General features: G+C 65.0%; 21 protein-coding genes. 18 read left to right on the forward strand and 3 right to left on the reverse strand.

Annotated features, from left to right (window positions below):
* Positions 1 to 2: 2 nt before the first annotated feature.
* From K0P03_RS26965 to K0P03_RS26990, 6 genes are all read left to right on the forward strand, one after another.
* On the forward strand, positions 3 to 824 hold the full coding sequence (locus tag K0P03_RS26965; protein WP_023513452.1) for an ABC transporter permease: 822 nt from the start codon (positions 3 to 5) through the stop codon (positions 822 to 824).
* Positions 821 to 1,732, forward strand: a complete 912-nt coding sequence (locus K0P03_RS26970) for an ABC transporter ATP-binding protein (RefSeq protein WP_023513453.1) — start codon at positions 821 to 823, stop codon at positions 1,730 to 1,732. The genes K0P03_RS26965 and K0P03_RS26970 overlap by 4 nt, the downstream gene beginning before the upstream one ends.
* The gene (locus K0P03_RS26975) at positions 1,729 to 2,691 is read left to right on the forward strand and encodes an ABC transporter ATP-binding protein (protein WP_050744764.1); all 963 of its coding nucleotides are present in this window, start codon (positions 1,729 to 1,731) and stop codon (positions 2,689 to 2,691) included. Before K0P03_RS26970 ends, K0P03_RS26975 begins: the two co-directional genes overlap by 4 nt.
* Positions 2,692 to 2,779: 88 nt before the next feature.
* Positions 2,780 to 4,651, forward strand: a complete 1,872-nt coding sequence (locus K0P03_RS26980) for a sigma-54-dependent Fis family transcriptional regulator (protein ID WP_272791165.1) — start codon at positions 2,780 to 2,782, stop codon at positions 4,649 to 4,651.
* 162 nt (positions 4,652 to 4,813) lie between these two features.
* A complete protein-coding gene (locus K0P03_RS26985; protein ID WP_050744766.1) occupies positions 4,814 to 5,887 on the forward strand; it encodes a 2,3-butanediol dehydrogenase in 1,074 nt (357 codons plus the stop codon).
* A gap of 66 nt (positions 5,888 to 5,953) precedes the next feature.
* Positions 5,954 to 7,753 (forward strand): NAD(P)/FAD-dependent oxidoreductase, encoded by a 1,800-nt coding sequence (locus tag K0P03_RS26990; RefSeq protein WP_023513457.1) that lies wholly within the window; start codon positions 5,954 to 5,956, stop codon positions 7,751 to 7,753.
* Positions 7,754 to 7,862: 109 nt separating this feature from the next.
* Here K0P03_RS26990 and K0P03_RS26995 read toward each other — a convergent pair whose 3' ends face one another.
* The 3 genes from K0P03_RS26995 to K0P03_RS27005 form a co-directional block, all read right to left on the reverse strand.
* On the reverse strand, positions 7,863 to 9,236 hold the full coding sequence (locus K0P03_RS26995; protein ID WP_272791166.1) for an aspartate aminotransferase family protein: 1,374 nt from the start codon (positions 9,234 to 9,236) through the stop codon (positions 7,863 to 7,865).
* Positions 9,237 to 9,295: 59 nt separating this feature from the next.
* Positions 9,296 to 10,792 carry an NAD-dependent succinate-semialdehyde dehydrogenase gene (locus K0P03_RS27000; protein WP_272791167.1) on the reverse strand — a complete coding sequence of 499 codons (1,497 nt, stop codon included), beginning with the start codon at positions 10,790 to 10,792 and terminating at the stop codon, positions 9,296 to 9,298.
* Positions 10,793 to 10,924: 132 nt separating this feature from the next.
* Positions 10,925 to 11,407, reverse strand: a complete 483-nt coding sequence (locus K0P03_RS27005; protein ID WP_023516072.1) for an Lrp/AsnC family transcriptional regulator — start codon at positions 11,405 to 11,407, stop codon at positions 10,925 to 10,927.
* A 102-nt stretch (positions 11,408 to 11,509) separates the two neighbouring features.
* Between K0P03_RS27005 and ehuR the strand changes: the two genes are divergently transcribed.
* The 12 genes from ehuR to K0P03_RS27065 all read left to right on the forward strand — a co-directional run bounded on the left by ehuR (position 11,510) and on the right by K0P03_RS27065 (position 22,951).
* Positions 11,510 to 12,895: a MocR-like ectoine utilization transcription factor EhuR gene (gene ehuR / locus K0P03_RS27010; RefSeq protein ID WP_443020611.1), complete on the forward strand. Its 1,386-nt coding sequence runs from the start codon at positions 11,510 to 11,512 to the stop codon at positions 12,893 to 12,895.
* A gap of 123 nt (positions 12,896 to 13,018) precedes the next feature.
* Positions 13,019 to 13,804, forward strand: a complete 786-nt coding sequence (gene ehuA, locus K0P03_RS27015; protein ID WP_272791168.1) for an ectoine/hydroxyectoine ABC transporter ATP-binding protein EhuA — start codon at positions 13,019 to 13,021, stop codon at positions 13,802 to 13,804.
* Positions 13,805 to 13,873: 69 nt separating this feature from the next.
* Positions 13,874 to 14,719, forward strand: a complete 846-nt coding sequence (gene ehuB, locus K0P03_RS27020; protein WP_037406054.1) for an ectoine/hydroxyectoine ABC transporter substrate-binding protein EhuB — start codon at positions 13,874 to 13,876, stop codon at positions 14,717 to 14,719.
* 115 nt (positions 14,720 to 14,834) lie between these two features.
* Positions 14,835 to 15,494 (forward strand): ectoine/hydroxyectoine ABC transporter permease subunit EhuC, encoded by a 660-nt coding sequence (gene ehuC, locus K0P03_RS27025; protein ID WP_272791169.1) that lies wholly within the window; start codon positions 14,835 to 14,837, stop codon positions 15,492 to 15,494.
* Between the two features lie 2 nt (positions 15,495 to 15,496).
* Entirely contained in the window at positions 15,497 to 16,159 is a 663-nt protein-coding gene (gene ehuD / locus K0P03_RS27030) for an ectoine/hydroxyectoine ABC transporter permease subunit EhuD (protein ID WP_272791170.1), read from the forward strand.
* Positions 16,159 to 16,941, forward strand: a complete 783-nt coding sequence (gene eutA, locus K0P03_RS27035; protein WP_272791171.1) for an ectoine utilization protein EutA — start codon at positions 16,159 to 16,161, stop codon at positions 16,939 to 16,941. Before ehuD ends, eutA begins: the two co-directional genes overlap by 1 nt.
* Complete coding sequence (gene eutB / locus K0P03_RS27040) at positions 16,938 to 17,945, forward strand: hydroxyectoine utilization dehydratase EutB (RefSeq protein WP_272791172.1); 1,008 nt, start codon at positions 16,938 to 16,940, stop codon at positions 17,943 to 17,945. The genes eutA and eutB overlap by 4 nt, the downstream gene beginning before the upstream one ends.
* The gene (gene eutC, locus K0P03_RS27045; protein WP_272791173.1) at positions 17,942 to 18,934 is read left to right on the forward strand and encodes an ectoine utilization protein EutC; all 993 of its coding nucleotides are present in this window, start codon (positions 17,942 to 17,944) and stop codon (positions 18,932 to 18,934) included. Before eutB ends, eutC begins: the two co-directional genes overlap by 4 nt.
* Positions 18,935 to 18,983: 49 nt before the next feature.
* Positions 18,984 to 20,165 (forward strand): ectoine hydrolase DoeA, encoded by a 1,182-nt coding sequence (gene doeA / locus K0P03_RS27050; RefSeq protein ID WP_272791174.1) that lies wholly within the window; start codon positions 18,984 to 18,986, stop codon positions 20,163 to 20,165.
* Positions 20,166 to 20,168: 3 nt separating this feature from the next.
* Complete coding sequence (doeB, locus tag K0P03_RS27055) at positions 20,169 to 21,161, forward strand: N(2)-acetyl-L-2,4-diaminobutanoate deacetylase DoeB (protein WP_272791175.1); 993 nt, start codon at positions 20,169 to 20,171, stop codon at positions 21,159 to 21,161.
* A gap of 95 nt (positions 21,162 to 21,256) precedes the next feature.
* The gene (locus K0P03_RS27060) at positions 21,257 to 21,871 is read left to right on the forward strand and encodes a cupin domain-containing protein (RefSeq protein ID WP_050744973.1); all 615 of its coding nucleotides are present in this window, start codon (positions 21,257 to 21,259) and stop codon (positions 21,869 to 21,871) included.
* Positions 21,872 to 22,009: 138 nt separating this feature from the next.
* On the forward strand, positions 22,010 to 22,951 hold the full coding sequence (locus K0P03_RS27065; protein ID WP_272791176.1) for an ABC transporter substrate-binding protein: 942 nt from the start codon (positions 22,010 to 22,012) through the stop codon (positions 22,949 to 22,951).
* Positions 22,952 to 23,004 lie beyond the last annotated feature (53 nt).

Genomic DNA, 23,004 nt, shown 5'->3' on the forward strand with positions numbered 1-23,004 from the left:
GAATGCGTCTCGGCTTCAACTTCTGGCTTGGCGCGACGCTGACGACGCTGGTCATCCTCGCCGGCGTGCTCGCACCGTGGATCGCGCCCTTCGACCCGGTGCTCGATGCGGACCTGATGAGCTCGGAACTGCCGCCCGACGCCACCTTCTGGTTCGGTACGGACGCGCAGGGCCGCGACGTCTATACCCGCATCCTCTACGGTGCACAGATCTCGCTGACGGTCGGCATCGTCTCGCAGGTCATCAACTCGGCCATCGGCGTCACGCTCGGCATGACTGCCGGCTACTGGGGCGGCTGGTGGGACGACCTGGTGAACGGCCTCACCAACGTCATGCTCGCCATTCCCTCGCTGATCTTCGCGCTCGCCGTGATGGCCGTGCTCGGTCCCGGCCTGCCGTCGCTCCTCATCGCACTCGGCCTCACCAACTGGAGCTGGACCTGCCGTATCGCCCGCTCCTCGACGCTGTCGCTGAAATCGCAGGGTTACGTGCAGGCGGCGCAGACGCTCGGCTATGGAGACCTGCGCATCATGTTCACGCAGATCCTGCCCAACATGATGGGGCCGATCCTCGTCATGGCGACGCTCGGCATGGGCTCCGCGGTGCTCTCCGAAGCCGCACTCTCCTTCCTCGGCCTCGGCATCCAGCCGCCGTTCCCGAGCTGGGGCTCGATGCTGACGGATGCGCGGCAGCTCATCCAGCTCGCGCCCTGGGTGGCGATCTTCCCGGGCCTTGCGATCTTTCTCTCCGTGCTCGGCTTCAACCTTCTCGGTGACGGGCTGCGCGACAGTCTCGACCCGCATATGAGGACGCGCAAGCCATGACCGCGCCGCTTCTCGATATCAGGGATCTCCGGCTCGGCGTCGCCCTCGGCCGCTCCGTCCACCATCCGCTGCTGAAGGACGTTTCCTTCCAGATCATGCCGGGCGAGGCCTATGGGCTCGTCGGCGAATCGGGCTCAGGCAAGTCGATCACCTCGCTTGCCGTCATGGGGCTTTTGAAGAAGCCGCTCGCCGTCACCAGTGGCGAGATCCGGTTCAAGGGCCAGAACCTGCTGTCCCTGCCGAAGCGCGAGATGCGGCGCCTGCGCGGCAACCGCATCGCCATGATCTTCCAGGAGCCGATGACGGCGCTGAACCCGCTCTCGACGGTCGGCCGGCAGATCGCCGAAATGTTCGTGTTGCATCAAGGCAAGAGCTGGGGCGAGGCGGAACGGCTCGCCGTCGAGGCGCTGGGCAATGTGCGCGTGCCCAATCCCGACCGTCGTGCGAAGAACTATCCGCACCAGATGTCCGGCGGCCTGCGCCAGCGCGTGATGATCGCCATGGCGCTCGCCTGCAACCCGGATCTCCTCATCGCCGACGAGCCGACGACGGCGCTCGACGTGACCGTGCAGGCCGAGGTGCTGAGGTTGATCAAGGAGCTTTGCGCCGCGCGCGGCACGGCTGTGCTCTTCATCAGCCACGATCTCGGCGTCATCGCCAGCATCTGCCAGCGTGTCGGCGTGATGTATGCCGGCTGCCTCGTCGAGGAGAACGAGACGCGAGCACTCTTCGAAGATCCCCGGCACGCCTATACGCGCGGCCTGCTCGGCGCCCTGCCGCGCCTTGGCAGCCGCAGCGCGCACGGCCGCCAGCGTCTCGTCGATATCGACAGCATCATCGCCGACCGCTCGACGTTGACGCAGACGCGCTTCATCACCCCGCGCGGGCCGGAAGGGAGCCAGCCATGACCGCTCCCCTGCTGCAGGTGGACGACCTGCATGTGCGTTTTCCGATTTCCGGCGGCGGCCTGTTCGGCACAGGGCGGCGCATGCTGCACGCCGTCAACGGCATCAGCTTCGACCTTGCCAAGGGCGAGTGCCTGTCGATCGTCGGCGAATCCGGCTGCGGCAAGTCCACCACGGCCCTCTCCATCCTCGGTCTTCAGGAGCCGACGGAAGGGACGATCCGCTATCGCGGCCAGCCGCTTGCCGGCCTTGGGGCGCCGGGGCGCATGCAGCGTGCGAAGGCGGTGCAGATGGTCTTTCAGGACCCCTATGCCTCGCTCAATCCGCGCCAGTCCGTGCGCACCTCCCTTGCTGCGCCGCTGAAGCTGCACGGCATCACCGCGGCGTCGGAAATCGAGGGTCGTATCGAGGCCATGCTGAAGAATGTCGGCCTGACGCCCGAACAGGCGGGGCGCTACCCGCACGAATTCTCCGGCGGCCAGCGCCAGCGCATCGGTATCGCCCGCGCGCTGATCCTCGAACCGGAGATCGTTGTGCTCGATGAGCCGGTCTCCGCCCTCGACGTCTCGATCCGCGCCCAGATCATCAACCTGCTGCTCGATCTGCAGGAAAAGCTCGGCCTCTCCTACATCATGATCAGCCACGACTTGAGCGTGGTCGAGCATATGAGCGACCGGGTGCTGGTGATGTTCTTCGGCGAGGTGGTGGAGGAGGGCGGCTGGCGGCAGATCTTCGAGACGCCGACCCATCCCTATACCCGCCGGCTGATCGCCGCCATTCCCGACCCGGACACGGCGTTGAACCCGGGCGAGGCCCTGCTCGCGACGGATGCGGCTCTGCCCGATGGACGCCGCTTCGTTTCCGATGGCAGCGTGGCGCCGGATGTCTTCACGCGGCCGGTGCCTTCGGCACTCACCGAGATCGCGCCCGGCCATCGCGTGCGGCTGGCATCGACGGCTTGACGCCACCCCGCACCGGCTTGCGCATCCGACCTATGGGCGATTGTCCCGGGGCGGCTCCTGTGCGACCATGGGCATGGGAGGATGTCTTATGGTGTCGACGCTGTCGCACATACGGGAGATCGAGCGCGTCGGCATGGGCGCCGTCAGCCCGCGCGATGCGCCGGTCGTCAAATCCTGGCTGCGCTGCCTCAACGACTACAAGCTCGACCCCGCGATCGCGCAGGAAGCCTATATCGTTCCCGAACTGAAGCTGCGCGAGCATCGCGAGCAGGCGGAGGAGCTGATCCGCATCGGTCGCTCCGGCCTCGAAGGCCTGTTCAACCAGGTTGCTGGGCAGAACTATGTGTTGCTTTTGTCGGATGCGCGCGGCGTCACCGTCGACTTCATGGGCGATCCGACCTTCGACAACCAGCTCCGCAAGGCAGGGCTCTATCTCGGCTCGGAATGGTCGGAGAACCGCGCGGGCACCTGTGCCGTCGGCGCCTGCATCGTCTCCGGCGAGCCTGTCATCATTCACCAGGACGATCATTTCGACGCCAGCCATATCGGACTGACCTGCACGGCCGCGCCCATCTTCGACACGCTCGGCGACCTCACGGCCGTGCTGGATATTTCCCAACTCCGCTCGCCCACCGTCAAGGCGAGCCAGCAACTGGCGCTGCATCTTGCCGCCGCCACCGCGCGGCGCATCGAGCTTGCCAATCTCATGACCCGCACCCGCAACGACTGGGTGCTGCGCCTTGCCCGCTCGCCGGAGTTTCTGGACGTGGACCCGGATGCCGCCATCGCGCTCGACGGTTCCGGCCGCATCACCGGCATGACCCATGGTGGCTTCGGCGCGCTTGCCCGCTCGATGAACATGCGGGGCCTTGCGACACGCGATTTTCTCGGTCTGCCGATCTCCGAGGTATTCGACATGGATGTCGATGACCTGCCGCGTTTTATGCGCGGCCGGCCGAACGGCGAGCGCCTGCTTCGTGCGAAAAACGGCCTCGTGCTCTTCGCCAGCGCCGTTGCTCCCGCCGTCAGCCTGCGTACGCCCACAAGGCCGGAACCGCGCCTGCCGCGGGCGTTGCGCGACCTCAGCAACGGCGATGCAGCCATGGAGCGGGTGCAGGCCCGCGCCGCGAAACTGGCGGCGCGCGACATTCCGATCCTCATCCAGGGGGAGACCGGCAGCGGCAAGGAATTTCTGGCCCGTGCGATCCATGAAAGCTGCGGTGGCAGCGGCAATTTCGTCGCCGTCAATTGTGCTGCAATCCCCGAGCACCTTATCGAATCCGAGCTGTTCGGGTATGCGCCCGGCGCTTTCACCGGGGCCAGCCAGAAGGGCAAGCGCGGCCTGATCGAGGAGGCACAGGACGGAACGCTGTTCCTCGACGAGATCGGCGACATGCCGCTCGCGCTGCAAAGCCGGCTGCTGCGCGTGCTTTCGGAAAACGAGGTGCAGCCGGTCGGTGCGCTGAAGGCGCGCCCGGTGCGCCTGCGCGTGCTCTCCGCCTCGCACCGCGACCTTGCCGATCTCGTGAAGGAGGGCCGCTTCCGGCAGGACCTCTACTATCGCCTGAATGCCGCGACCCTCAGCCTGCCGGCCCTGCGCGAGCGGGAAGACCTCGGCTGGCTGATCGACCAGCTTCTCGCCCGTGTCGAAAAGGAAAACGGTGAGACCTATCGCGTCGACAAGGCAGTGCGGGCAGCTCTGCTGACCCATACGTGGCCGGGCAATCTGCGCGAGCTTTCCAATGCGCTGCGCGTTGCTGCGGCGCTCTCCGAGAGCGGCGTCATCGATGTCGGCTGCCTGCCGGACCATCTCTTCGCCGGTCCGGTCGCGGCTGCGTCCGACGATGACGGGGAACTGCGCCAGGCGCTCAGCGACTGCGGCAACAGTGTCTCTGCGCTTGCCCGCAAGCTCGGCGTCAACCGCTCCACCATCCACCGCCGCCTGAAGCGCCTCAACTGACGCGGCACCTGCAACACCTGTTGCACGCCACCTGTTGCATTGCTTCAGGCAGGGAAATCTTGCTCATCGCAACAATCTGAAAACAAAGTGAAATCAGGCGTCCTTCCGGTCTGGCACGGCGCTTGCTGACCTTCCTGTGCAAGAACAACAGGAGGAAACACAATGAAGGCTCTGCGCTTTCACGCCGCCAAGGATCTGCGTATCGAGGAGGTCGATGCCCCGCCGTCGCCCGGTCCGGGTGAAGTTCTGGTCGAGAACCGATTTTGCGGCATTTGCGGCACGGACCTGCATGAATATGCCTACGGGCCGATCTTCGTGCCGAAGGAGCCGCATCCTTTCACCGGCGCGCACGGACCGCAGATCCTCGGCCACGAATTCGGCGGGGTCGTCAAGGCAGTTGGTGCGGGCGTCACGCATGTGAAGCCCGGTGACCGGGTGTCGATTCAGCCGCTCATCATGCCCCGTCAGGGCGACTATTACGCCGATCGCGGCCTCTTCCATCTCAGCGGCAACCTCGCGCTTGCCGGCCTTTCCTGGCACTCCGGCGGCATGGCTGAGGCTGCCCTTCTCAATGACTACAATGTCCAGCCCATTCCCGATGCGCTCAGCGATCAGGAGGCCGCCCTCATCGAGCCGACGGCGGTTGCCGTCTACGCCTGCGATCGCGGCGGCGTGACGGCCGGAAACAGCGTGCTCGTCACTGGCGCTGGACCGATCGGTATTCTTGTCGCCATGGCGGCACGCGCTGCGGGCGCCTCGCAGATTTTCCTCTCCGATCTCAACGACACGCGGCTGGGGCTGGCGCGCGAGGCGCTGGGCGCCGTGCGCACCATCAATCCGAAGACGGAAAAGGTCGGTGATGTCATCCGCGCCGAGACGGAGGGCGGCGTCGGCTGCGATGTTGCCATCGAATGTGTCGGCAACGAACACGCGCTGAAGAACTGCGCCGATGCCGTGCGCAAACAGGGTGTTGTCGTGCAGACCGGGCTTCACCCCGGCGAGAACCCGCTGAACTGGTTCGACGTCACCTTCAAGGATATCGATATCCGCGGTTCCTGGGCCTACCCGACCCACTATTGGCCGCGTGTCGCCCGGCTGATCGCCAGCGGCCAGATCCCCGCAAGCCGTATCGTCACGAAATATGTCTCGCTCGGCGAGGCCGTTGCGGAAGGGTTCGACCAGCTGCTCGACCCGGCCGGAAAACACCTGAAAATCCTGATCGACCTTTCCCGTTAGGCCGGTCCGTCTTGCGGGGCGGTTGAGGAGCCGTCCCGTCTTTCACTTGAGCAGGAGGAGAAACATATGCTCGACAAAACCCCCACCACGCGCGTCCAGACGCTTCTCGACACGCTCGGCTCGGCCCTCGAGGCCGGCCGGGTCGACGATGCCGCCAACCTCTTCGCCGAGGAGTGCTACTGGCGCGACCTCGTCGCCTTCACCTGGAACCTCAAGACCGTCGAAGGGCGGGACCAGGTGCGCGACATGCTGCAATCGCAGCTTTCCACGGCGAAACCCTCCAACTGGCGCGTTGCCGACGGTGAGGCGGCGACGGAGGCGGACGGTGTCCTGGAAAGCTGGATCTCGTTCGAGACGGCGACCGGGCGCGGCTACGGCTTGGTGCGCTTCAAGAACGGTCTCATCTGGACGCTTCTCACCGTGCTGTCCGAACTGAAAGGCCACGAGGAGAAGTCCGGCTTCACTCGCCCGCTCGGCGCAAGGCACGGCCAGAATGTCGGCGCCAAGACCTGGAAGGAAGCGCGTGAGGAGGAGGAGCGCACACTCGGCTACGAGAAGCAGCCCTATACCGTCATCATCGGCGGCGGGCAGGGCGGTATCGCGCTCGGTGCCCGGTTGCGCCAGCTCGGCGTGCCGACCATCATCCTGGAAAAGAACGACCGGCCGGGCGACAGCTGGCGCAAGCGCTACAAGTCGCTCTGCCTGCACGATCCCGTCTGGTACGATCACCTGCCATACATCGATTTTCCGAAGAACTGGCCGGTCTTCGCGCCGAAGGACAAGATCGGCGACTGGCTGGAATTCTACACCAAGGTCATGGAGCTGAACTACTGGACGCGCTCCGCCGCAAAATCCGCCAGATGGGACGAAGCCGCCAAGGAATGGACCATCGTCGTCGACCGTGACGGCGAGGAGGTGGTGCTGCGGCCGAAGCAGCTCGTCTTTGCGACCGGCATGTCCGGCAAGGCGAACATCCCGGATTTCAAGGGCCGCGAGCGCTTCCAGGGCGAGCAGCACCATTCGTCTCAACATCCGGGGCCGGATGGCTACAAGGGCAAGAAGGTGGTGGTCGTCGGCTCGAACAATTCAGCCCATGACATCTGCGCCGCGCTCTATGAGGCGGGTGTCGACGTCACCATGATCCAGCGCTCGACGACGCATATCGTGCGTTCCGACACGCTGATGGATATCGGCCTCGGCTCGCTCTATTCGGAGCAGGCGCTGGCAAACGGCGTGACGACGGCGAAGGCCGACCTCATCTTCGCCTCGCTGCCCTATCGGATCATGCACGAATTCCAGATCCCGCTCTACGACAAGATGCGCGAGCGCGACGCCGATTTCTACGCAGCGCTGGAAAAGGCCGGCTTCCAGCTGGACTGGGGTTCGGACGGTTCGGGCCTCTTCATGAAGTACCTGCGTCGCGGTTCCGGCTACTATATCGACATCGGCGCCTCGCAGCTGATCATCGACGGCAAGGTCAAGCTCGCCGCCGGCCAGGTGGAGGAGATCACGGAGAGTTCCATCAAGCTCTCCGAAGGCAAGGAAATCCCGGCTGACGTTATCGTTTATGCGACCGGTTATGGTTCGATGAACGGCTGGGTCGCCGATCTCATCGACCAGGAGACGGCGGATGCGGTCGGCAAGGTCTGGGGTCTCGGTTCGGATACGCCGAAGGACCCGGGGCCCTGGGAGGGCGAGCAGCGCAACATGTGGAAGCCGACGCAGCAGGAGGCGCTGTGGTTCCACGGCGGCAACCTGCACCAGTCGCGCCACTATTCGCAATATCTCGCCCTGCAGCTGAAGGCGCGCATGGAAGGCATCCCGACGCCGGTCTACGCCCTCCAACCGGTGCATCACCGGAAGTAGGCCGGCGCGCTGAGGGCGGGCGGCGCTCGCCACCCGCCCTCAATGGATCTGTGCCGGTATCGGTTTTGCGGCAGGCAGCGGGTTTCGCTGCCTGCCCGTTTCGTCAGGCTCAGCCGAGAACCGCCTTTACCGCATCGGCGGCCGCCTTCACGACGGTGTCGGCCTCCTCGCGTGTGAGGCACAGCGGCGGGGCAAAGCCCAGAATATCGCCCTGCGGCATGGCGCGGCCGATGACGCCGCGTTCGAGGAGGGCGGCGGAGACCTGCGGGCCGATCTTTCTGCCCGGATCGAAGAAGGCGCGGTCGTCCTTGTCTTCGACGAATTCGACGGCAGCCATCAGGCCATCGCCGCGTACCTCGCCGACATGCTTGTGGTCGCCGACGGCCTTGGCGAGTTCGCTGCGGAAATAGGCGCCGGTGGAGCCGGCATTTTCCACGAGGCCGAGTTCGTCGATGAGCTCGAGGTTGGCGACACCGGCTGCGGCGCAGATCGGATGCGAGGAATAGGTCCAGCCATGGCCGATGGCGCCGAGCTCGTCCGAGCCCTTGACCAGCACCTCCCACATCTTGTCGGAGACGATGGTGCCGGAGAGCGGCGCATAGGCAGACGTGAGGCCCTTGGCGATGGTGATGAGGGCGGGCTTCATGCCGTAGTGGTCCGAGCCGAACATCGTGCCGAGGCGGCCGAAACCGGTGACGACCTCGTCGGCGATCAGAAGGATGTCGTATTTGTCGAGCACGGCCTGGATCTTCTGCCAGTAGCCTTTCGGCGGCGGCACGATGCCGCCTGTGCCGAGGATCGGCTCGCCGATGAAGGCGGCGATGGTGTCCGGGCCCTCGGCAAGGATCATTTCCTCCAGCTTGTCGGCGCAATACTGCGCGAACTGCTCCTCGTCCATCGATCGGTCCGGGCGGCGGAAGAAGTAGGGCGATTCCGTGTGCAGGATCGGGGCGCGCGGCAGGTCGAAGGCATTGTGGAAGAGGTGAAGGCCGGTCAGCGAGCCGGTCATGACGCCGGAGCCATGGTAGCCGCGCCAGCGCGAGATGATCTTCTTCTTCTCCGGCCGGCCGAGGATATTGTTGTAGTACCAGACGAGCTTGATGTTCGTCTCGTTGGCGTCCGAGCCGGAAAGCCCGAAATAGACACGGCTCATGCCCTCGGGTGCTCGGTCGATAATCATCTTGGAAAGCGTGATCGAAGCTTCCGTGCCGTGCCCGACATAGGCGTGGTAGTAGGCGAGGTTCTTTGCCTGCTCGGCAATCGCGTCGGCAATCTTCGTGCGGCCATAGCCGACATTGACGCAGTAGAGGCCGGCAAAGGCGTCTAGGCTTGTCTTGCCGTTCGTATCGGTGATGTAGACGCCTTCGCCGCCGCCGATGACGCGGGTCGGCGTTTCGCCGCGCGCATGCATGCCCATATGGGTCGAGGGGTGAAAGAAGTGGTCGCGATCCCAGGCGGTGAGTTCGTTGCGTCTGTCGAGCATGGTCTTTCCTTTCGAAGTCAGTCTGTTTGCGTGTTCCGGGCCGTGGCAGGTGTTGAAAATCATGCCGCCGTGTCGATGCACAGATATTTCAGTTCCGTGAAGGCCTCCATGCCGTGGCGCGAGCCCTCGCGGCCGAGGCCGGATTGTTTCCAGCCGCCGAAGGGGATCGGCCCGCCGGTGATCTTCACGCGGTTGACCGCCACCATGCCGTATTCCAGCGCGCGGGCAAGCCGCATCTGTCGTGCGCCGTTCTCGGTGACGACATAGGCGACAAGGCCGTATTCGGTGTCGTTGGCGCGGGCGATCACCTCCGCCTCGCTGTCGAAGGCCGTGACGGCAGCGACGGGGCCGAAGGTTTCCTCACGCATGATCAGCGCGTCGTCGGAGACTTCGGCAAGAAGCGTCGGTTCGTAGAACAGCGGGCCGGCCTTGTGGCGCTTGCCTCCCGTGAGAACCTTTGCCCCTTGTTTGACGGCATCGGCCACCTGTTCTTCCACCTTGGCGATGGCGCGCTCGTGCATCAGCGGGCCGATCTCGACATCCGCGTCCAGCCCGGCGCCGACCTTCAGCGCCTCGATGCGCGCCTTGAAGGCCTTGGTAAAGGCGGCAAGCACGGGGCGCTCGACATAGATGCGGTTGGCGGCAAGGCAATCCTGCCCGGACGTCGCGAACTTGGCGCCGACGGCGATATCCGCGGCCTTGTCGATATCGGCGTCGGCGAAGACGATCAGCGGTGCATGGCCGCCGAGCTCCATGACGAGCCGCTTCATGGTCGGCGCGCACTGGCCGGCGATCAGCTTGCCGATCTCCGTCGAACCGGTGAAGCTCATGGCGCGCACACGGGCGTCCGCGTTCATGCAGCCGACAATGGTGGCGGCATCGCCCGTCACGACATTGAAGACGCCTGCCGGGAGGCCGGCCCGCTCGCCGAGTTCGGCAAGGGCGAGCGCCGAGAGCGGCGTTTCGCTGGAGGGATGGGCGACGACCGTGCAGCCGGCGGCAAGCGCTGCGGCGGCCTTGCGGGTGATCATCGCGGAGGGGAAGTTCCACGGCGTCACGATGCCGACGACGCCGAGCGCCTCGCGCCGCACGATCATCTCGGCGCCGGGCAGGTGGCTCGTCACGCTCTCGGCGTTGAGGCGCTTGCCCTCCTCCGCATACCACTCGATGAAGGAGGCGGCATAATCGATCTCGCCGCGGGATTCCGCGAGCGGCTTGCCCTGTTCCAGCGTCATCAGCAGCGCGAGGTCCTCGCGCGCTTCAAGGATCAGCCCGTGCCATTTGCGCAGGGTTTCGGCGCGCTGCTGCGGCAGCAGATCCCGCCAGGCGGGAAAGGCCTGCGCGGCGGCTGAAACGGCCTCCGTCGTCTGGCCGGCATCGAGCGCGGCGGCCCAGGCGAGCGTTGCGCCGGAGGCGGGGTCCGTTACGGCAAAACTGTCGCCGTCGCGGCCGGCCACCCAGCGACCACCGACATAGGAGAGTTCGCGCAGCAGATGCGGATCGCTCAGGCGGGCGAGCGCATCGTGAAAAACGGTCCGGGCGAATAGGGCGGTCAAGTCGGCCTCCTCTGGCTGTGTCGACCATGAGTCTGCCAGAGGCGGGGGCAAAAGATTGTCTATTGCCGGGGCTGGCCGCAGAGACTTTGGCCAAACCCGCGACCACGCGTAGACAATCTCTCTACGTCGCGATCAGTCCGGGGCCGGCAGCAGCGTTGCCAACGGCAGTGCGGTCTCCTCCTTCACCGTCTTGGTGACGATGTAGGTAAAGTAACGGTCGATGCCGAGCTCACGGTCAAGCAGATCGTCGACAAGCCGCTGGTAGGCGTCGATGTCGGGCGCCATGATCTTCAGGATGTAGTCGACGCCGCCGCCGACGGACCAGCAGGCGACGATTTCCGGTGTCGCCGCCACCGCACGCTCGAAACGGTCGAAATCCGCCTGGCGGTGGTTGGCGAGCGTCACTTCCATCATAACGCTGGCGACGGGCGCCAGGCGCCGCACCGCGACGCGCGCATGATAGCCCGTGACGATGCCCGCTTTCTCCAGCTTGCGCAGCCGTAGCCAGCAGGGCGTCGGGGAAAGGCCCGCCTTCTCTGCCAGCGCCAGCTTGGTGATGCGGCCGTTCTCCTGGATCGCCTCCAGGATGCGCAGGTCGATGGCGTCGAGTTTCATGCGGTCGCCCTCCGGGCGAAGATCATGTCAAAGCTTGAAAAAAGACAATGGAAAGGCATTTTGGCGTTGTCAATTGGACTGAATTTGAGCACTGTTGAAATCATGACAAATTGGCGACCCGATATATCCCAATTGCGCCGGCCGGCCTACCTGTCGCTTGCCGAGCAGATCGCCCGCGCCATCCAGGAGGGGTTGCTGCCCAACGGTACACGCCTTCTGCCACACCGCAAGCTCGCAGACGAGCTGAAACTCTCCGTACAGACCGTCAGTCGCGCCTATGACGAACTGATCCGCCGTGGCCTGATTTCCGGCGAGATCGGCCGCGGCTCCTTCGTGCAGACGCGGCCGAAGGAGCCGGAGCCGCCCTATCTGCCCGAGCGGCTCGGCGAGCTGGTCGACCTGTCGATCCTGAAGCCCGTCTGCGAGCAGATCCACCTGGAGCGCATGCGCGAGGCCTTCGGCTGGCTTGCGGAAAACCTGCCGTCGAGTTCGGCGCTCTCCTTCCGGCCCAACATGGTGTTCCCGCGCCACCGCACCGTTGCCTCCGAATGGCTGGCGCGCTGCGGGCTCGACATTTCGCCGCTGAACATCAGTCTTACAAACGGCGCGACGTCGGGCATGACGGTGGCGCTGATGAGCGTCGCGCCGCCGGGCGCGACGGTCGCGACGGAGGCGATCAGCCACCACACGCTGGTGCCGCTCTCCACCTATCTCGGCCTGCACCTGGAGGGGCTGCCGATCGACCGCGACGGCATGATCCCGGAGGCGCTGGACGAGGCCTGCCGAAAGGGCGTCATCCGCGCCGTCTTCCTGCAGCCCTCCGTCATCAACCCGACCGCGACGCTGATGAGCGCGGAGCGGCGGCAGGCGCTGGCCGAGGTGGCGAGGCGCCATGACATCGCGATCATCGAGAACGATATTCTAGGGCCGCTCGTCGCGGAAAGGGCGCCGCCACTTGCCGCCTATGCGCCGGAGCGCGCGCTCTACGTGACGAGTTTCACCAAGATCACGGTGCCGGGCCTGCGCATCGGCTATCTCGCCGCGCCCGACCGCTATGTCGCGGCCGTTGCCAACCGGCATCTCGTCTCGAACTGGATGGCGACGCCCTCCATTGCCGAGATCGCCACGCGCTGGGTCAGCGACGGCACGGCGATGGAGCTCGTCAGCTGGCAGCGCCGGGCGCTGGCGGTGCGACATGCCATTGCGGAGGAGGTCTTCGCCGGCCTGCCGTACCGCTCGCATCCACAGAGCCTGCATGTCTGGTTGCCGCTGCCGGAAGGACATACGGAGGAAGGCTTCGTCTCGCAGGCGCGTCTGCGCGGCGTCGCCATCGCGCCCGGCTCTTCCTTCCGCACCGCGGATCAGGGCTGGCAGCCGGCGGTGCGCATTTCCCTCGGCTCGACGACGGAGCAGGAACTTCGCACGGGCCTTGGCATTCTGGCTTCACTGGCCAGCGGGAACCCGGAGGCGTTGCTGCTCGCGATTTGACGATCGGTGCCCGAGAAATGGGCGATGAAACAATAATTGTCATGAGATTATTATCTACATTGACATGATTTCGATCGCCGCGCATCGTTAGGCCATCACTTGTCTCAACAGGGAGAGACATGCATGGCCGCACCCATCATCCGCATCGACAACATCGTGAAGCGCTACGGTCCCTTGACCGTGCTCGACGGGCTGTCGATGGAGGTGCTGCCGGGCGAGAAGCTTGCGCTCATCGGCCCCTCCGGCTCCGGCAAGACGACGATCCTGCGCATCCTGATGACGCTGGAGACGATCAGCGGCGGCCATATCGAGGTCGATGGCGACCAGCTCTACCACATGCCGAAGAACGGCGGCCTGGTGCCGGCGGACGACCGGCACCTGCACAAAATGCGCGAGAAGATCGGCATGGTCTTCCAGCACTTCAATCTCTTTCCGCACAAATGCGTGCTCGACAATGTCACGCTGGCGCCGATGCTGACCAAGGGCGTCGCGAAGGCGACGGCCGAGAAGCGGGCGATGGAGCTTCTCGACATGGTGGGCCTTGCCGACAAGGCGAGGAACATGCCCGCCCAGCTGTCCGGCGGACAGAAGCAGCGTGTCGCCATCGCCCGTGCTCTCGCGCTTTCTCCCAAGATCATGCTGTTTGACGAGGTGACCTCGGCGCTCGATCCGGAACTGGTCGAGGAGGTGTTGAACGTCATGCGCAAGCTCGCTTCCGAGACCGACATGACCATGCTGCTCGTCACGCACGAGATGGGCTTCGCCCACGATTTTGCCGACCGCATCCTGTTCTTCGATCGCGGCAAGATCGTCGAGGAGGGCAAGCCGGACGAGATTTTCCGCAATCCAAGGCAGGAACGCACGCAAACCTTCCTGCGCAAGATCATCGCGGCAGGGCACCGCGTCTGAGGGGTGTCCCTCGGAAACAACGCTCCAAACAACAACCAAGGACAGCCAGAGGAGTTGGGAACAATGAGCATGAGGACATTTTTGACCATTGCCGCCAGCGCGAGCGCGCTGATGGCGGTCGTTGCCGCCGCGCCGGCTTTTGCCGATGACGGCAAGCTTGCGGAACTGAAGGAACAAGGCTTTGCCCGCGTCGCCATAGCCAACGAGCCGCCGTTCACGGCGGTCGCCGCCGACGGCAAGGTTTCGGGCGCCGCGCCCGATGTCGCCCGCGAGGTCTTCAAGCGCCTCGGCGTTGCCGATATCGTCGCCTCGATCTCGGAATATGGCGCGATGATCCCGGGGCTCCAGGCCCGCCGCCACGACGTCGTCACCGCCGGTCTTTTCATGAAGCCGGAGCGTTGCGCCGCTGTCGCCTATTCGGAGCCGGTCCTGTGTGACGCGGAGGCTTTCGCGCTGAAGAAGGGCAACCCGCTCGGTTTCAAGAGCTACAAGGACATCGCCGACAATCCGGACGCGAAGATCGGCGCGCCGGGTGGCGGCACGGAAGAGAAGCTGGCGCTCGAAGCCGGCGTGCCGCGTGACCGCGTCATTGTCGTGCCGGACGGCCAGAGCGGCCTGAAAATGCTCCAGGACGGCCGCATCGACGTCTATTCGCTGCCGGTCCTCTCGATCAACGACCTCGTTTCCAAGGCGAATGATCCGAACATCGAGGTCGTCGCGCCTGTCGAGGGCGCTCCGGTCTATTGCGACGGTGCTGCCTTCCGCAAGGGTGACGAAGCGTTGCGGGACGCCTTCGACGTCGAGCTCGCCAAGCTGAAGGAGACGGGCGAGTTTGCCAAGATCATCGAGCCCTATGGCTTTTCCGCCGCCGCGGCGATGTCGACGACGCGCGAAAAGCTCTGCGCGGCGAAGTGAGGATGGCGGATTTGCCCCTCATCCCGCTGCCGCGACCTTCTCCCCGTTTGCGGGGAGAAGCTGCCGACAGGCGGACGAGGGGCGCCGCTCCGCTGAAGTTAGTTTGGAACACACCATGACCGACTGGTCCGGCTATATAGGCTTGATCCTGCAAGGCGCGCTGGTGACGCTGCAGCTCACCGTGATGGGCTCTGCGCTTGCCGTTGTCATGGCGTTTATCGCCGGGCTCGGGCGCGTCAGCCGCTTCATGGCGGTCCGGGCGCTGGCCACCACCTATATCGAGTTCTTCCGCGGTACCTCGATCTTCGTGCAGCTCTTCTGGGTCTATTTCGTGCTGCCGCTCACCGGCGTCACGCTGTCGCCGCTCCAGGCCGGCGTTCTGGCGCTGGGGCTCAATGTCGGAGCCTACGGCGCGGAGGTGGTGCGCGGCGCGGTCAAGGCGATTGGCCGGGAGCAGCGCGAGGCCTGCATCGCGCTGAACCTGACGCGCGGCCAGGCGATGCGCCATGTCATCCTGCCGCAGGCGCTGCCCTTGATGCTGCCGACCTTCTGCAACAACGCAATCGAACTTCTGAAGGCCACGGCCGTCGTCTCGCTGATCTCGCTCACCGACATGACGTTCCAGGCCCAGGTGGTGCGCGCGCAGACCGGCAGCACGCTGATCCCCTTCGCGACGATCCTCGTCCTCTACTTCCTGATGGCGCTCGCCATCTCCACCAGCATGCGTTGGCTGGAGCGCCGGATCACCCGTGGTCTCGATGGTGTGAGGACCTGACGATGGAATGGGACTGGAATTTCGTCTGGGAAATCATGCCGACCCTCCTCGAGGGGCTGAAGATCACCATTCTTGCGACCGCTCTCGGTGCGGTGCTCGCCGCAGCCATCGGCCTCGTCTTCGCGATCCTGCGTATGACGGCGCCGAAGCCGGTTGCCAGGGCCACGGGCTTCGTCGTCGAGTTCATTCGCGGCACGCCGCTGCTCGTGCAGCTCTATTTCATCTTTTATGTGCTGCCGGACATCGGCATCCGGTTGCCGGCGCTGCTCGCCGGCGTCATCGGGCTCGGCCTGCACTACGGCACTTATGCCGCGGAGGTGTATCGCGCGGGTATCGAGAACGTGCCGCGCGGGCAATGGGAGGCGGCGAAGGCGACGAACCTCACCGGCCGCCAGACCTGGATCCACGTCATCCTGCCGCAGGCGATCCCGCCGATGATCCCGGCCCTCGCCAACTATCTCATCGCCATGTTCAAGGAGACGCCGCTGCTGTCGGCCATCACGGTGCTGGAACTGATGAACCAGGCGAAAAGCGTCGCCAACAGCAGCTATCGCTACATCGAGCCGATGACGCTGGTCGGCGTGTTCTTCCTGATCATGAGCCTGATCTCCGTCGTCTTCCTGCGCTGGCTGGAAGAACGTTACGCCCGGGTGGAGGAACGCTGATGCGCACCTTTGATCTCGCGCTCGCTTCCCGCGCACCAAAACTCGACGACCGGCCGCTGGAAAAACGTCTCGGCCTGATCATTCTGGCGACCGACCACACGACGGAGGTGGACTTCCAGCGCATGGTGGCGAATGAGCGCATCGGCGTCTACGCCACCCGTATTCCCTATGCCAATCCGGTGACGCCGGAGAACCTTGCCGCCATGCAGCCCTCGTTGACGGCGGGCGCGGCACTCATTTTGCCGGACGAGCCCCTGGATGTGGTGATGTATTCCTGCACCTCGGCCTCCGTCGTCATCGGCGATGCGATGGTGAAGGCCGCGATCAGGGCAGCCAAGCCCACCGCCACGGTCGTGACGCCGACCGCTGCCGCGGTTTCTGGCCTGAAGGCCCTCGGCGCGAGGCGGATATCCGTGCTGACGCCCTATACGCTCGACACCAGCCGGCCGATGGCCGACTATTTTCTGGCGCTCGGCTTCGACATTGCCCGTTTCACCTGCCTCGGCCTCTCCGACGATCGGGACATGGCGCGGATTTCCCCGGAAGAGATCGTCGCCTTCGCGAAGGAAGCGACGGCGCCGGATTGCGAGGCGCTCTTCATCTCCTGCACCGCCGTGCGCGCGGCGGGCGTGGCGGCGAAGATCGAGGCTGCCATCGGCAGGCCGGTCGTTACCAGCAACCTCGCCACCGCCTGGGCGTGCCTGCACCTTTGCGGCGACGAGACCGCCCGGCCGGCGCTCGGCCGGCTGATGACCTGCGCCTATCCGGGCGGTGACGCATGACGACGTCAGATCTCCCCGTGACCATGGCAGATATCGAGCAGGCGGCCCGGCGCATCGACGGTCGCATCCTGCGCACGCCCTTCGTGCCGTCGGCATCGCTGGCCGAGCGCTGCGGCGTGCCGGTCGGGCTGAAGCTCGAGCACCACCAGACGACCGGCAGCTTCAAGCTGCGTGGTGCGACGAATGCCGTCCTGTCGCTCTCGCCGGGCGAGCGGGCGCGTGGCGTCGTGGCGGCCTCGACCGGCAACCATGGCCGGGCGCTTGCCTATGCGGCGAAGGTCGAAGGATCGGTCGCGACGATCTGCATGTCGCGGCTGGTGCCGGAGAACAAGGTCTCGGAAATCCGCCGGCTCGGCGCCGATGTGCGCATCACCGGCCGGTCGCAGGACGAGGCGCAGGTCGAGGTGGAGCGACTGGTGGCCGAAGAGGGCCTCGTCATGGTGCCGCCCTTCGACAACAGGGCCGTGGTGGCCGGGCAGGGCACGCTCGGACTGGAGATCGCGGAGGCGATGCCGGATGTGTCGACCGTGCTTGTGCCGCTCTCCGGTGGCGGGTTGGCAGCAGGTGTCGCCGCGGCGGTGAAGGGGCGTGTTCCGAAGGCGCGCGTCATCGGCCTCACCATGCAGCGCGGTGCGGCGATGAAGGCGAGCCTTGTTGCCGGACGGCCGATCGAGGTCGAGGAGGTCGCAAGCCTTGCGGATTCCCTCGGCGGCGGCATCGGCCTCGACAATGCCGTGACCTTTCAGATGTGCCGCGCGCTGCTCGACGATGTGATCCTGCTCTCCGAAGCGGAGATCGCCGCCGGTATGCGCCATGCCTATGCCGAGGAGCGTGAGGTGATCGAGGGGGCGGCGGCGGTCGGCATCGCGGCGCTGCTCTCCGGCCGGCTCGGCCGGCTGGACGGTCCGGTGGCCGTCGTCCTTTCCGGCCGGAATGTGGATATGGGCCTGCACAAACGGGTTCTTGACGGCGCGGTGGATCCCTTTGCGGAGGAGAGGGCGTGACGACGATGAAGATACTCACCGAAGCGGAGTTGCGGCGCATCGTCCCGCTCGATCTCGAGGCGATCGACTGCGTGGAGAATGCGTTTCATGCGCTCGCCACCAAGGCCGTCGCCATGCCGCCGGTCCTCCGGCTCGACATTCCCGAGCATCGCGGCGAGGTGGATGTGAAGACCGCCTATGTGCCCGGCCTCGATGGCTTCGCCATCAAGATCAGCCCCGGCTTCTTCGACAACCCGAAGATCGGCTTGCCTAGCACCAACGGCCTGATGGTGCTGTTTTCGACGAAGACCGGCCTCGTGCAGGCCGTCCTGCTCGACAACGGCTATCTTACGGACGTGCGCACCGCCGCGGCCGGCGCGGTGGCGGCGAAGCATCTTTCGCGTGAGGACGCCTCCGTTGCCGCCATCCTCGGTGCGGGCATGCAGGCGAAACTGCAGCTTGAAGCCTTGAGCCTGGTGCGCCCCATCCGGGAGGCGCGCATCTGGGCGCGGGAGGTGGAAAAGGCGGAGGCTGTCGCGGCGGAGCTGGCGAAAAAGCTCGGTTTTCCCGTGCGTGCCGAGGCGAGCGGCCGGGCGGCGGTCGATGGCGCGGATGTCGTGATTACCACGACGCCATCGGAAACGCCGATCCTCAAGGCCGAATGGCTCCAGCCGGGCCAGCACGTCACCGCGATGGGCTCGGATGCCGAGCACAAGAACGAGATCGAACCTGCCATCGTCACCGGGGCGGGTCTCTATGTCGCCGACAGCCTCAAGCAGACGCGCAGGCTTGGCGAGTTGCGCCACGCCATCGAGGCCGGCCTTGTGACGGAGGGCGCCCTCTTCACCGAACTCGGCGAGATCATTGCCGGGCGCAAACCGGGCCGCTCCGGCCCCGAGCAGATCACCGTGGCGGATCTTACCGGCACGGGCATCCAGGACACCGCCATCGCAACGCTCGCAGCCGCTCGCGCGGCGGCGGCCGGGGCTGGCGCGACCTTCGAAAGTTGAGACCGGCCTCCCGCTAGCGGAAGACCAGCCGGGTACAGAGGAAAAACCGATGAAACAAGCGAACCTGAAGTTCTCACTTCCGGAATATGAAACGCGTCTTCAAAAGACGCGAAAGACCATGGAGGCCAAGGGGATCGACGTCCTGATCGTCAGCGATCCCTCGAACATGAACTGGCTGACGGGCTACGACGGCTGGTCCTTCTACGTGCACCAGTGCGTCGTCGTGCCGCCGGCCGGCGAGCCGATCTGGTACGGCCGCGGACAGGACGCCAACGGCGCGAAATTCACCGCCTATCTCAGCCACGAGAACATCATCGGCTATCCCGACAACTATGTGCAGTCCACCGAACGCCACCCGATGGACTATCTCTCCGCCAGGCTTGCCGAACGCGGTCTCGAGAAAATGACCATCGGCGTCGAGATGGACAATTACTGGTTCTCCGCCGCTGCCTTCGCCTCGCTCCAGAAACATCTGCCGAACGCCCGGTTTGTCGATGCCACCGCGCTCGTCAACTGGCAGCGCGCGGTCAAGAGCGAGACGGAAATCCGGTACATGCGCAAGGCCGCGCGCATCGTCGAGAAGATGCACCAGCGTATCTTCGACAGGATCGAGGTCGGCATGCGCAAATGCGATCTCGTCGCCGAGATCTATGACGCCGGCATCCGCGGCACGGAGGGCATCGGCGGCGACTATCCGGCCATCGTGCCGTTGCTTCCGTCCGGCGTCGAGGCCTCCGCGCCGCATCTCACCTGGGACGACCGGCCGATGAAATCGGGCGAGGGCACCTTCTTCGAGATCGCCGGTTGCTACAACCGCTACCACCTGCCGCTCTCGCGCACCGTCTTCCTCGGCAAGCCGACACAGGCCTTCCTCGATGCCGAAAAGGCGACGCTGGAGGGTATGGAGGCGGGCCTTGCCGTGGCCAAACCCGGAAACACCTGCGAGGACATCGCCAACGCCTTCTTCGCGGTGCTGAAAAAGTACGGCATCGTCAAGGACAACCGCACGGGTTACCCGATCGGCGTCTCCTATCCGCCGGACTGGGGCGAGCGCACGATGAGCCTTCGCCCCGGCGACAGGACCGAGCTCAAGCCGGGCATGACCTTCCACTTCATGACGGGCCTCTGGCTTGAGGACATGGGTTTCGAGACGACGGAGAGCATTCTCATCACCGAGACCGGTGTCGAATGTTTCGCCGACGTGCCGCGCAAGCTTCTCGTGAAGGACTGAACCATGCGCGCTTCTCCTATTGCGCCCACGGTCGATTTCTCAGCCGAAGGCGTGCAGCACGGCTTCCTGCGTCTGCCCTACAGCCGGGACGATTCGGCCTGGGGCTCTGTGATGATCCCGGTGACGGTCATCAAGAACGGGGAGGGGCCGACCGCGCTCCTCACCGGCGGCAATCATGGCGACGAATACGAGGGGCCGATCGCGCTCTTCGATCTTGCCCGTTCGCTGAGAGCCGAGGAGGTGACCGGCCGCGTCATCATCGTGCCCGCGATGAATTATCCGGCCTTCCTTGCCGGCACGCGCACCTCCCCGATCGACAGGGGCAACATGAACCGGAGCTTCCCCGGCGCGCCGGATGGAACGGTGACCCAAAAGATCGCCGACTATTTCCAGCGCACGCTGCTGCCGCTCGCCGATGTCGTTCTCGACTTTCATTCCGGCGGAAAAACGCTTGATTTCCTGCCTTTCTGCGCCGCCCACATCCTGCCCGACAAGGCGCAGGAGGCAAAGGCCTTCGACCTCGTCAGCGCCTTCGGCGCGCCCTGGTCGATGAAGATGCTGGAGATCGATGCGGTCGGCATGTACGACACGGCCGCCGAGGAGATGGGCAAGGTCTTCATCACAACGGAACTCGGCGGTGGCGGCACGGCGACGGCGAAAAGCGCCGGCATCGCCAAGCGGGGCGTCGCGAATGTGCTGAAGGCGGCAGGTATCCTGAAAGGCGCGGTCGAGGCGTCCGGGACGACCTGGCTCGACATGCCCGATGGCAGTTGCTTCTCCTTTGCCGAGGACGGCGGGCTCATCGAACCGCTGTTCGATCTCGGCGATCCGGTCGCGGCCGGTGCCGTTGTTGCCCGTATCTATCCCGTTGGCCGTACCGGCGCCGCGCCGCTGGAGGTGACGGCGAAGATGGACGGCATCCTTGTGGCACGCCATTTCCCTGGGCTGGTCAAGCCCGGCGATTGCGTCAGCGTGCTCGCGGCCGTCGTCGCGTAGGTGGCGCCGGACGGGCGTGCGGCGGTCTCTGGACAGCCGTCGATTGAAGGATTTATGATTGCGGTCTCGATCAATGCGATACTCATATCATGAACATGCTCAAGCCGCCTTTACCGTCTGACAGCAGCCGGGAGGACAGGATCCAGTCGAATCCCGTGCGGCTCGGCGCGCGCCTGAAGCTCGCCCGCCAGACGCGCGGGCTGACGCTGAAGGCGCTCGCGCTGGCGGCGGAATGTTCCGAAAGCCTGTTGTCGAAGATCGAGAACGGCAAGGCTTCGCCCTCGCTGCCCATGCTGCACCGCCTGGTACGGGCGCTCGATTCCAATATCGGCTGGATGTTCGAGGAGACCGATGGCGAGGAGGGCGTTGTGTTCCGCGCGGGGACCCGTCCGCTCATCGCGCTCGATCCTCTCCGGCGCGGCGAAGGCATCTCGCTCGAGCGCATCATTCCCTATTCGACCGGCCATCTTCTCCAGTGCAACATCCACCATATCGACGCAGGCGGCCAGAGCGCCGGGCCGATCCAGCATGTCGGGGAAGAAGTGGGATACGTGCTGGTCGGCGAGATCGAGCTGATGATCGGTGACAAGACCTTCCGGCTTTCGGCGGGCGACAGTTTCGTGTTCAATTCCGAGCTTGCGCACTGGTATCGCAATGTCGGAGCCGAGCGTGCCTCGATCTTCTGGGTGAATACGCCGCCAACCTTCTGATATTCCTCTTTAAAAATCTCCCCAGCGGATTTTGCAGGCGCGCAATTCAAGTCTCTTGACATAAATTCAAGTCACTTGAATAATGCCTCTCGTAAATTCCGGTTGCCGCCAACGGCATCAAACAAGGGGAACATCAAAATGGGTCGGACCAAATATCTCCTCGGCTGCGCTGCAGCCGTTGCCATGACGCTTTCCATGGGCGCTGCAAACGCCTTCGCCGATACGTTCGCGCTCGTCACCATCAACCAGCAGGCGCTGTTCTTCAACCAGATCAATGACGGTGCCAGCGCGGCGGCCAAGGAAGCCGGCGCCGAGCTCGTCATCTTCAACGCCAACAACGTGCCTTCTGCCCAGAACGATGCGATCGAGACCTACATCACCCAGAAGGTCGACGGCATCATTCTGGTCGCCATCGATGTCAACGGCGTGAAGCCGGCCATTACCGCTGCCAAGAATGCCGGCATCCCCGTCATCGCCATCGACGCGCAGATCCCCGATGGCGACAACATCGCCTTCGTCGGCGTCGACAACACGGCGGCAGGCGGTGAAATCGGCAAGTTCTTCTCCGATTACGTGAAGAGCGACATGGGCGGCGCGGCCAAGGTCGGCGTCGTCGGCGCGCTCAACTCCTTCATCCAGAACCAGCGCCTCGACGGCTTTAAGGCGGCGGTCGGCGAGGGCGGCCAGAAGGTCGAGTTCCTCAACACCGTGGACGGCCAGAACGTGCAGGACGTCGCGCTTGCAGCGGCGGAAAACCTGATGACCGCCAATCCCGACATGAACGCGCTCTACGCCACCGGCGAGCCAGCGCTGCTCGGCGCAGTCTCCGCCGTCGCCAGCCAGGGCCGCGGCGACTCGATCAAGGTCTTCGGTTGGGACCTGACGAAATCCGCCATCGACGGCATCGACCAGGGTTTTGTCACCGCCGTCATCCAGCAGGACCCGGCCGGTGAAGGCAAGGCCGCCGTCGAAGCGCTCGTCAAGGTGAAGAAGGGCGAGACAATCGAGCCGATCATCAACGTTCCGGTGACGATCGTCACCAAGGCGAACGTCGACCAGTATCGCGATATGTTCAAGTAAGCCGAACCGCCGCTGCCCGGTCCGCTTGGCGGATCGGGCAACCGGAACCTCCT

It is taken from the genome of Shinella sp. HY16 (assembly GCF_028534175.1).
Classification (GTDB): domain Bacteria; phylum Pseudomonadota; class Alphaproteobacteria; order Rhizobiales; family Rhizobiaceae; genus Shinella.

What these genes read in the sequence shown, in the direction of transcription:
- ehuD (WP_272791170.1), top strand. Translation starts at nt 15,497, where the DNA reads ATGGAATGGGACTGGAATTTCGTCTGGGAAATCATGCCGACCCTCCTC.
- K0P03_RS27005 (WP_023516072.1), bottom strand. Translation starts at nt 11,407, where the DNA reads ATGAAACTCGACGCCATCGACCTGCGCATCCTGGAGGCGATCCAGGAG.
- K0P03_RS26975 (WP_050744764.1), top strand. Translation starts at nt 1,729, where the DNA reads ATGACCGCTCCCCTGCTGCAGGTGGACGACCTGCATGTGCGTTTTCCG.
- ehuC (WP_272791169.1), top strand. Translation starts at nt 14,835, where the DNA reads ATGACCGACTGGTCCGGCTATATAGGCTTGATCCTGCAAGGCGCGCTG.
- doeB (WP_272791175.1), top strand. Translation starts at nt 20,169, where the DNA reads ATGCGCGCTTCTCCTATTGCGCCCACGGTCGATTTCTCAGCCGAAGGC.
- K0P03_RS27060 (WP_050744973.1), top strand. Translation starts at nt 21,257, where the DNA reads ATGCTCAAGCCGCCTTTACCGTCTGACAGCAGCCGGGAGGACAGGATC.
- eutB (WP_272791172.1), top strand. Translation starts at nt 16,938, where the DNA reads ATGACGACGTCAGATCTCCCCGTGACCATGGCAGATATCGAGCAGGCG.
- K0P03_RS26970 (WP_023513453.1), top strand. Translation starts at nt 821, where the DNA reads ATGACCGCGCCGCTTCTCGATATCAGGGATCTCCGGCTCGGCGTCGCC.
- K0P03_RS27065 (WP_272791176.1), top strand. Translation starts at nt 22,010, where the DNA reads ATGGGTCGGACCAAATATCTCCTCGGCTGCGCTGCAGCCGTTGCCATG.
- K0P03_RS26995 (WP_272791166.1), bottom strand. Translation starts at nt 9,236, where the DNA reads ATGCTCGACAGACGCAACGAACTCACCGCCTGGGATCGCGACCACTTC.
- K0P03_RS26965 (WP_023513452.1), top strand. Translation starts at nt 3, where the DNA reads ATGCGTCTCGGCTTCAACTTCTGGCTTGGCGCGACGCTGACGACGCTG.
- K0P03_RS26980 (WP_272791165.1), top strand. Translation starts at nt 2,780, where the DNA reads ATGGTGTCGACGCTGTCGCACATACGGGAGATCGAGCGCGTCGGCATG.
- K0P03_RS26990 (WP_023513457.1), top strand. Translation starts at nt 5,954, where the DNA reads ATGCTCGACAAAACCCCCACCACGCGCGTCCAGACGCTTCTCGACACG.
- eutA (WP_272791171.1), top strand. Translation starts at nt 16,159, where the DNA reads ATGCGCACCTTTGATCTCGCGCTCGCTTCCCGCGCACCAAAACTCGAC.
- doeA (WP_272791174.1), top strand. Translation starts at nt 18,984, where the DNA reads ATGAAACAAGCGAACCTGAAGTTCTCACTTCCGGAATATGAAACGCGT.
- ehuA (WP_272791168.1), top strand. Translation starts at nt 13,019, where the DNA reads ATGGCCGCACCCATCATCCGCATCGACAACATCGTGAAGCGCTACGGT.
- K0P03_RS26985 (WP_050744766.1), top strand. Translation starts at nt 4,814, where the DNA reads ATGAAGGCTCTGCGCTTTCACGCCGCCAAGGATCTGCGTATCGAGGAG.
- ehuB (WP_037406054.1), top strand. Translation starts at nt 13,874, where the DNA reads ATGAGGACATTTTTGACCATTGCCGCCAGCGCGAGCGCGCTGATGGCG.
- ehuR (WP_443020611.1), top strand. Translation starts at nt 11,510, where the DNA reads ATGACAAATTGGCGACCCGATATATCCCAATTGCGCCGGCCGGCCTAC.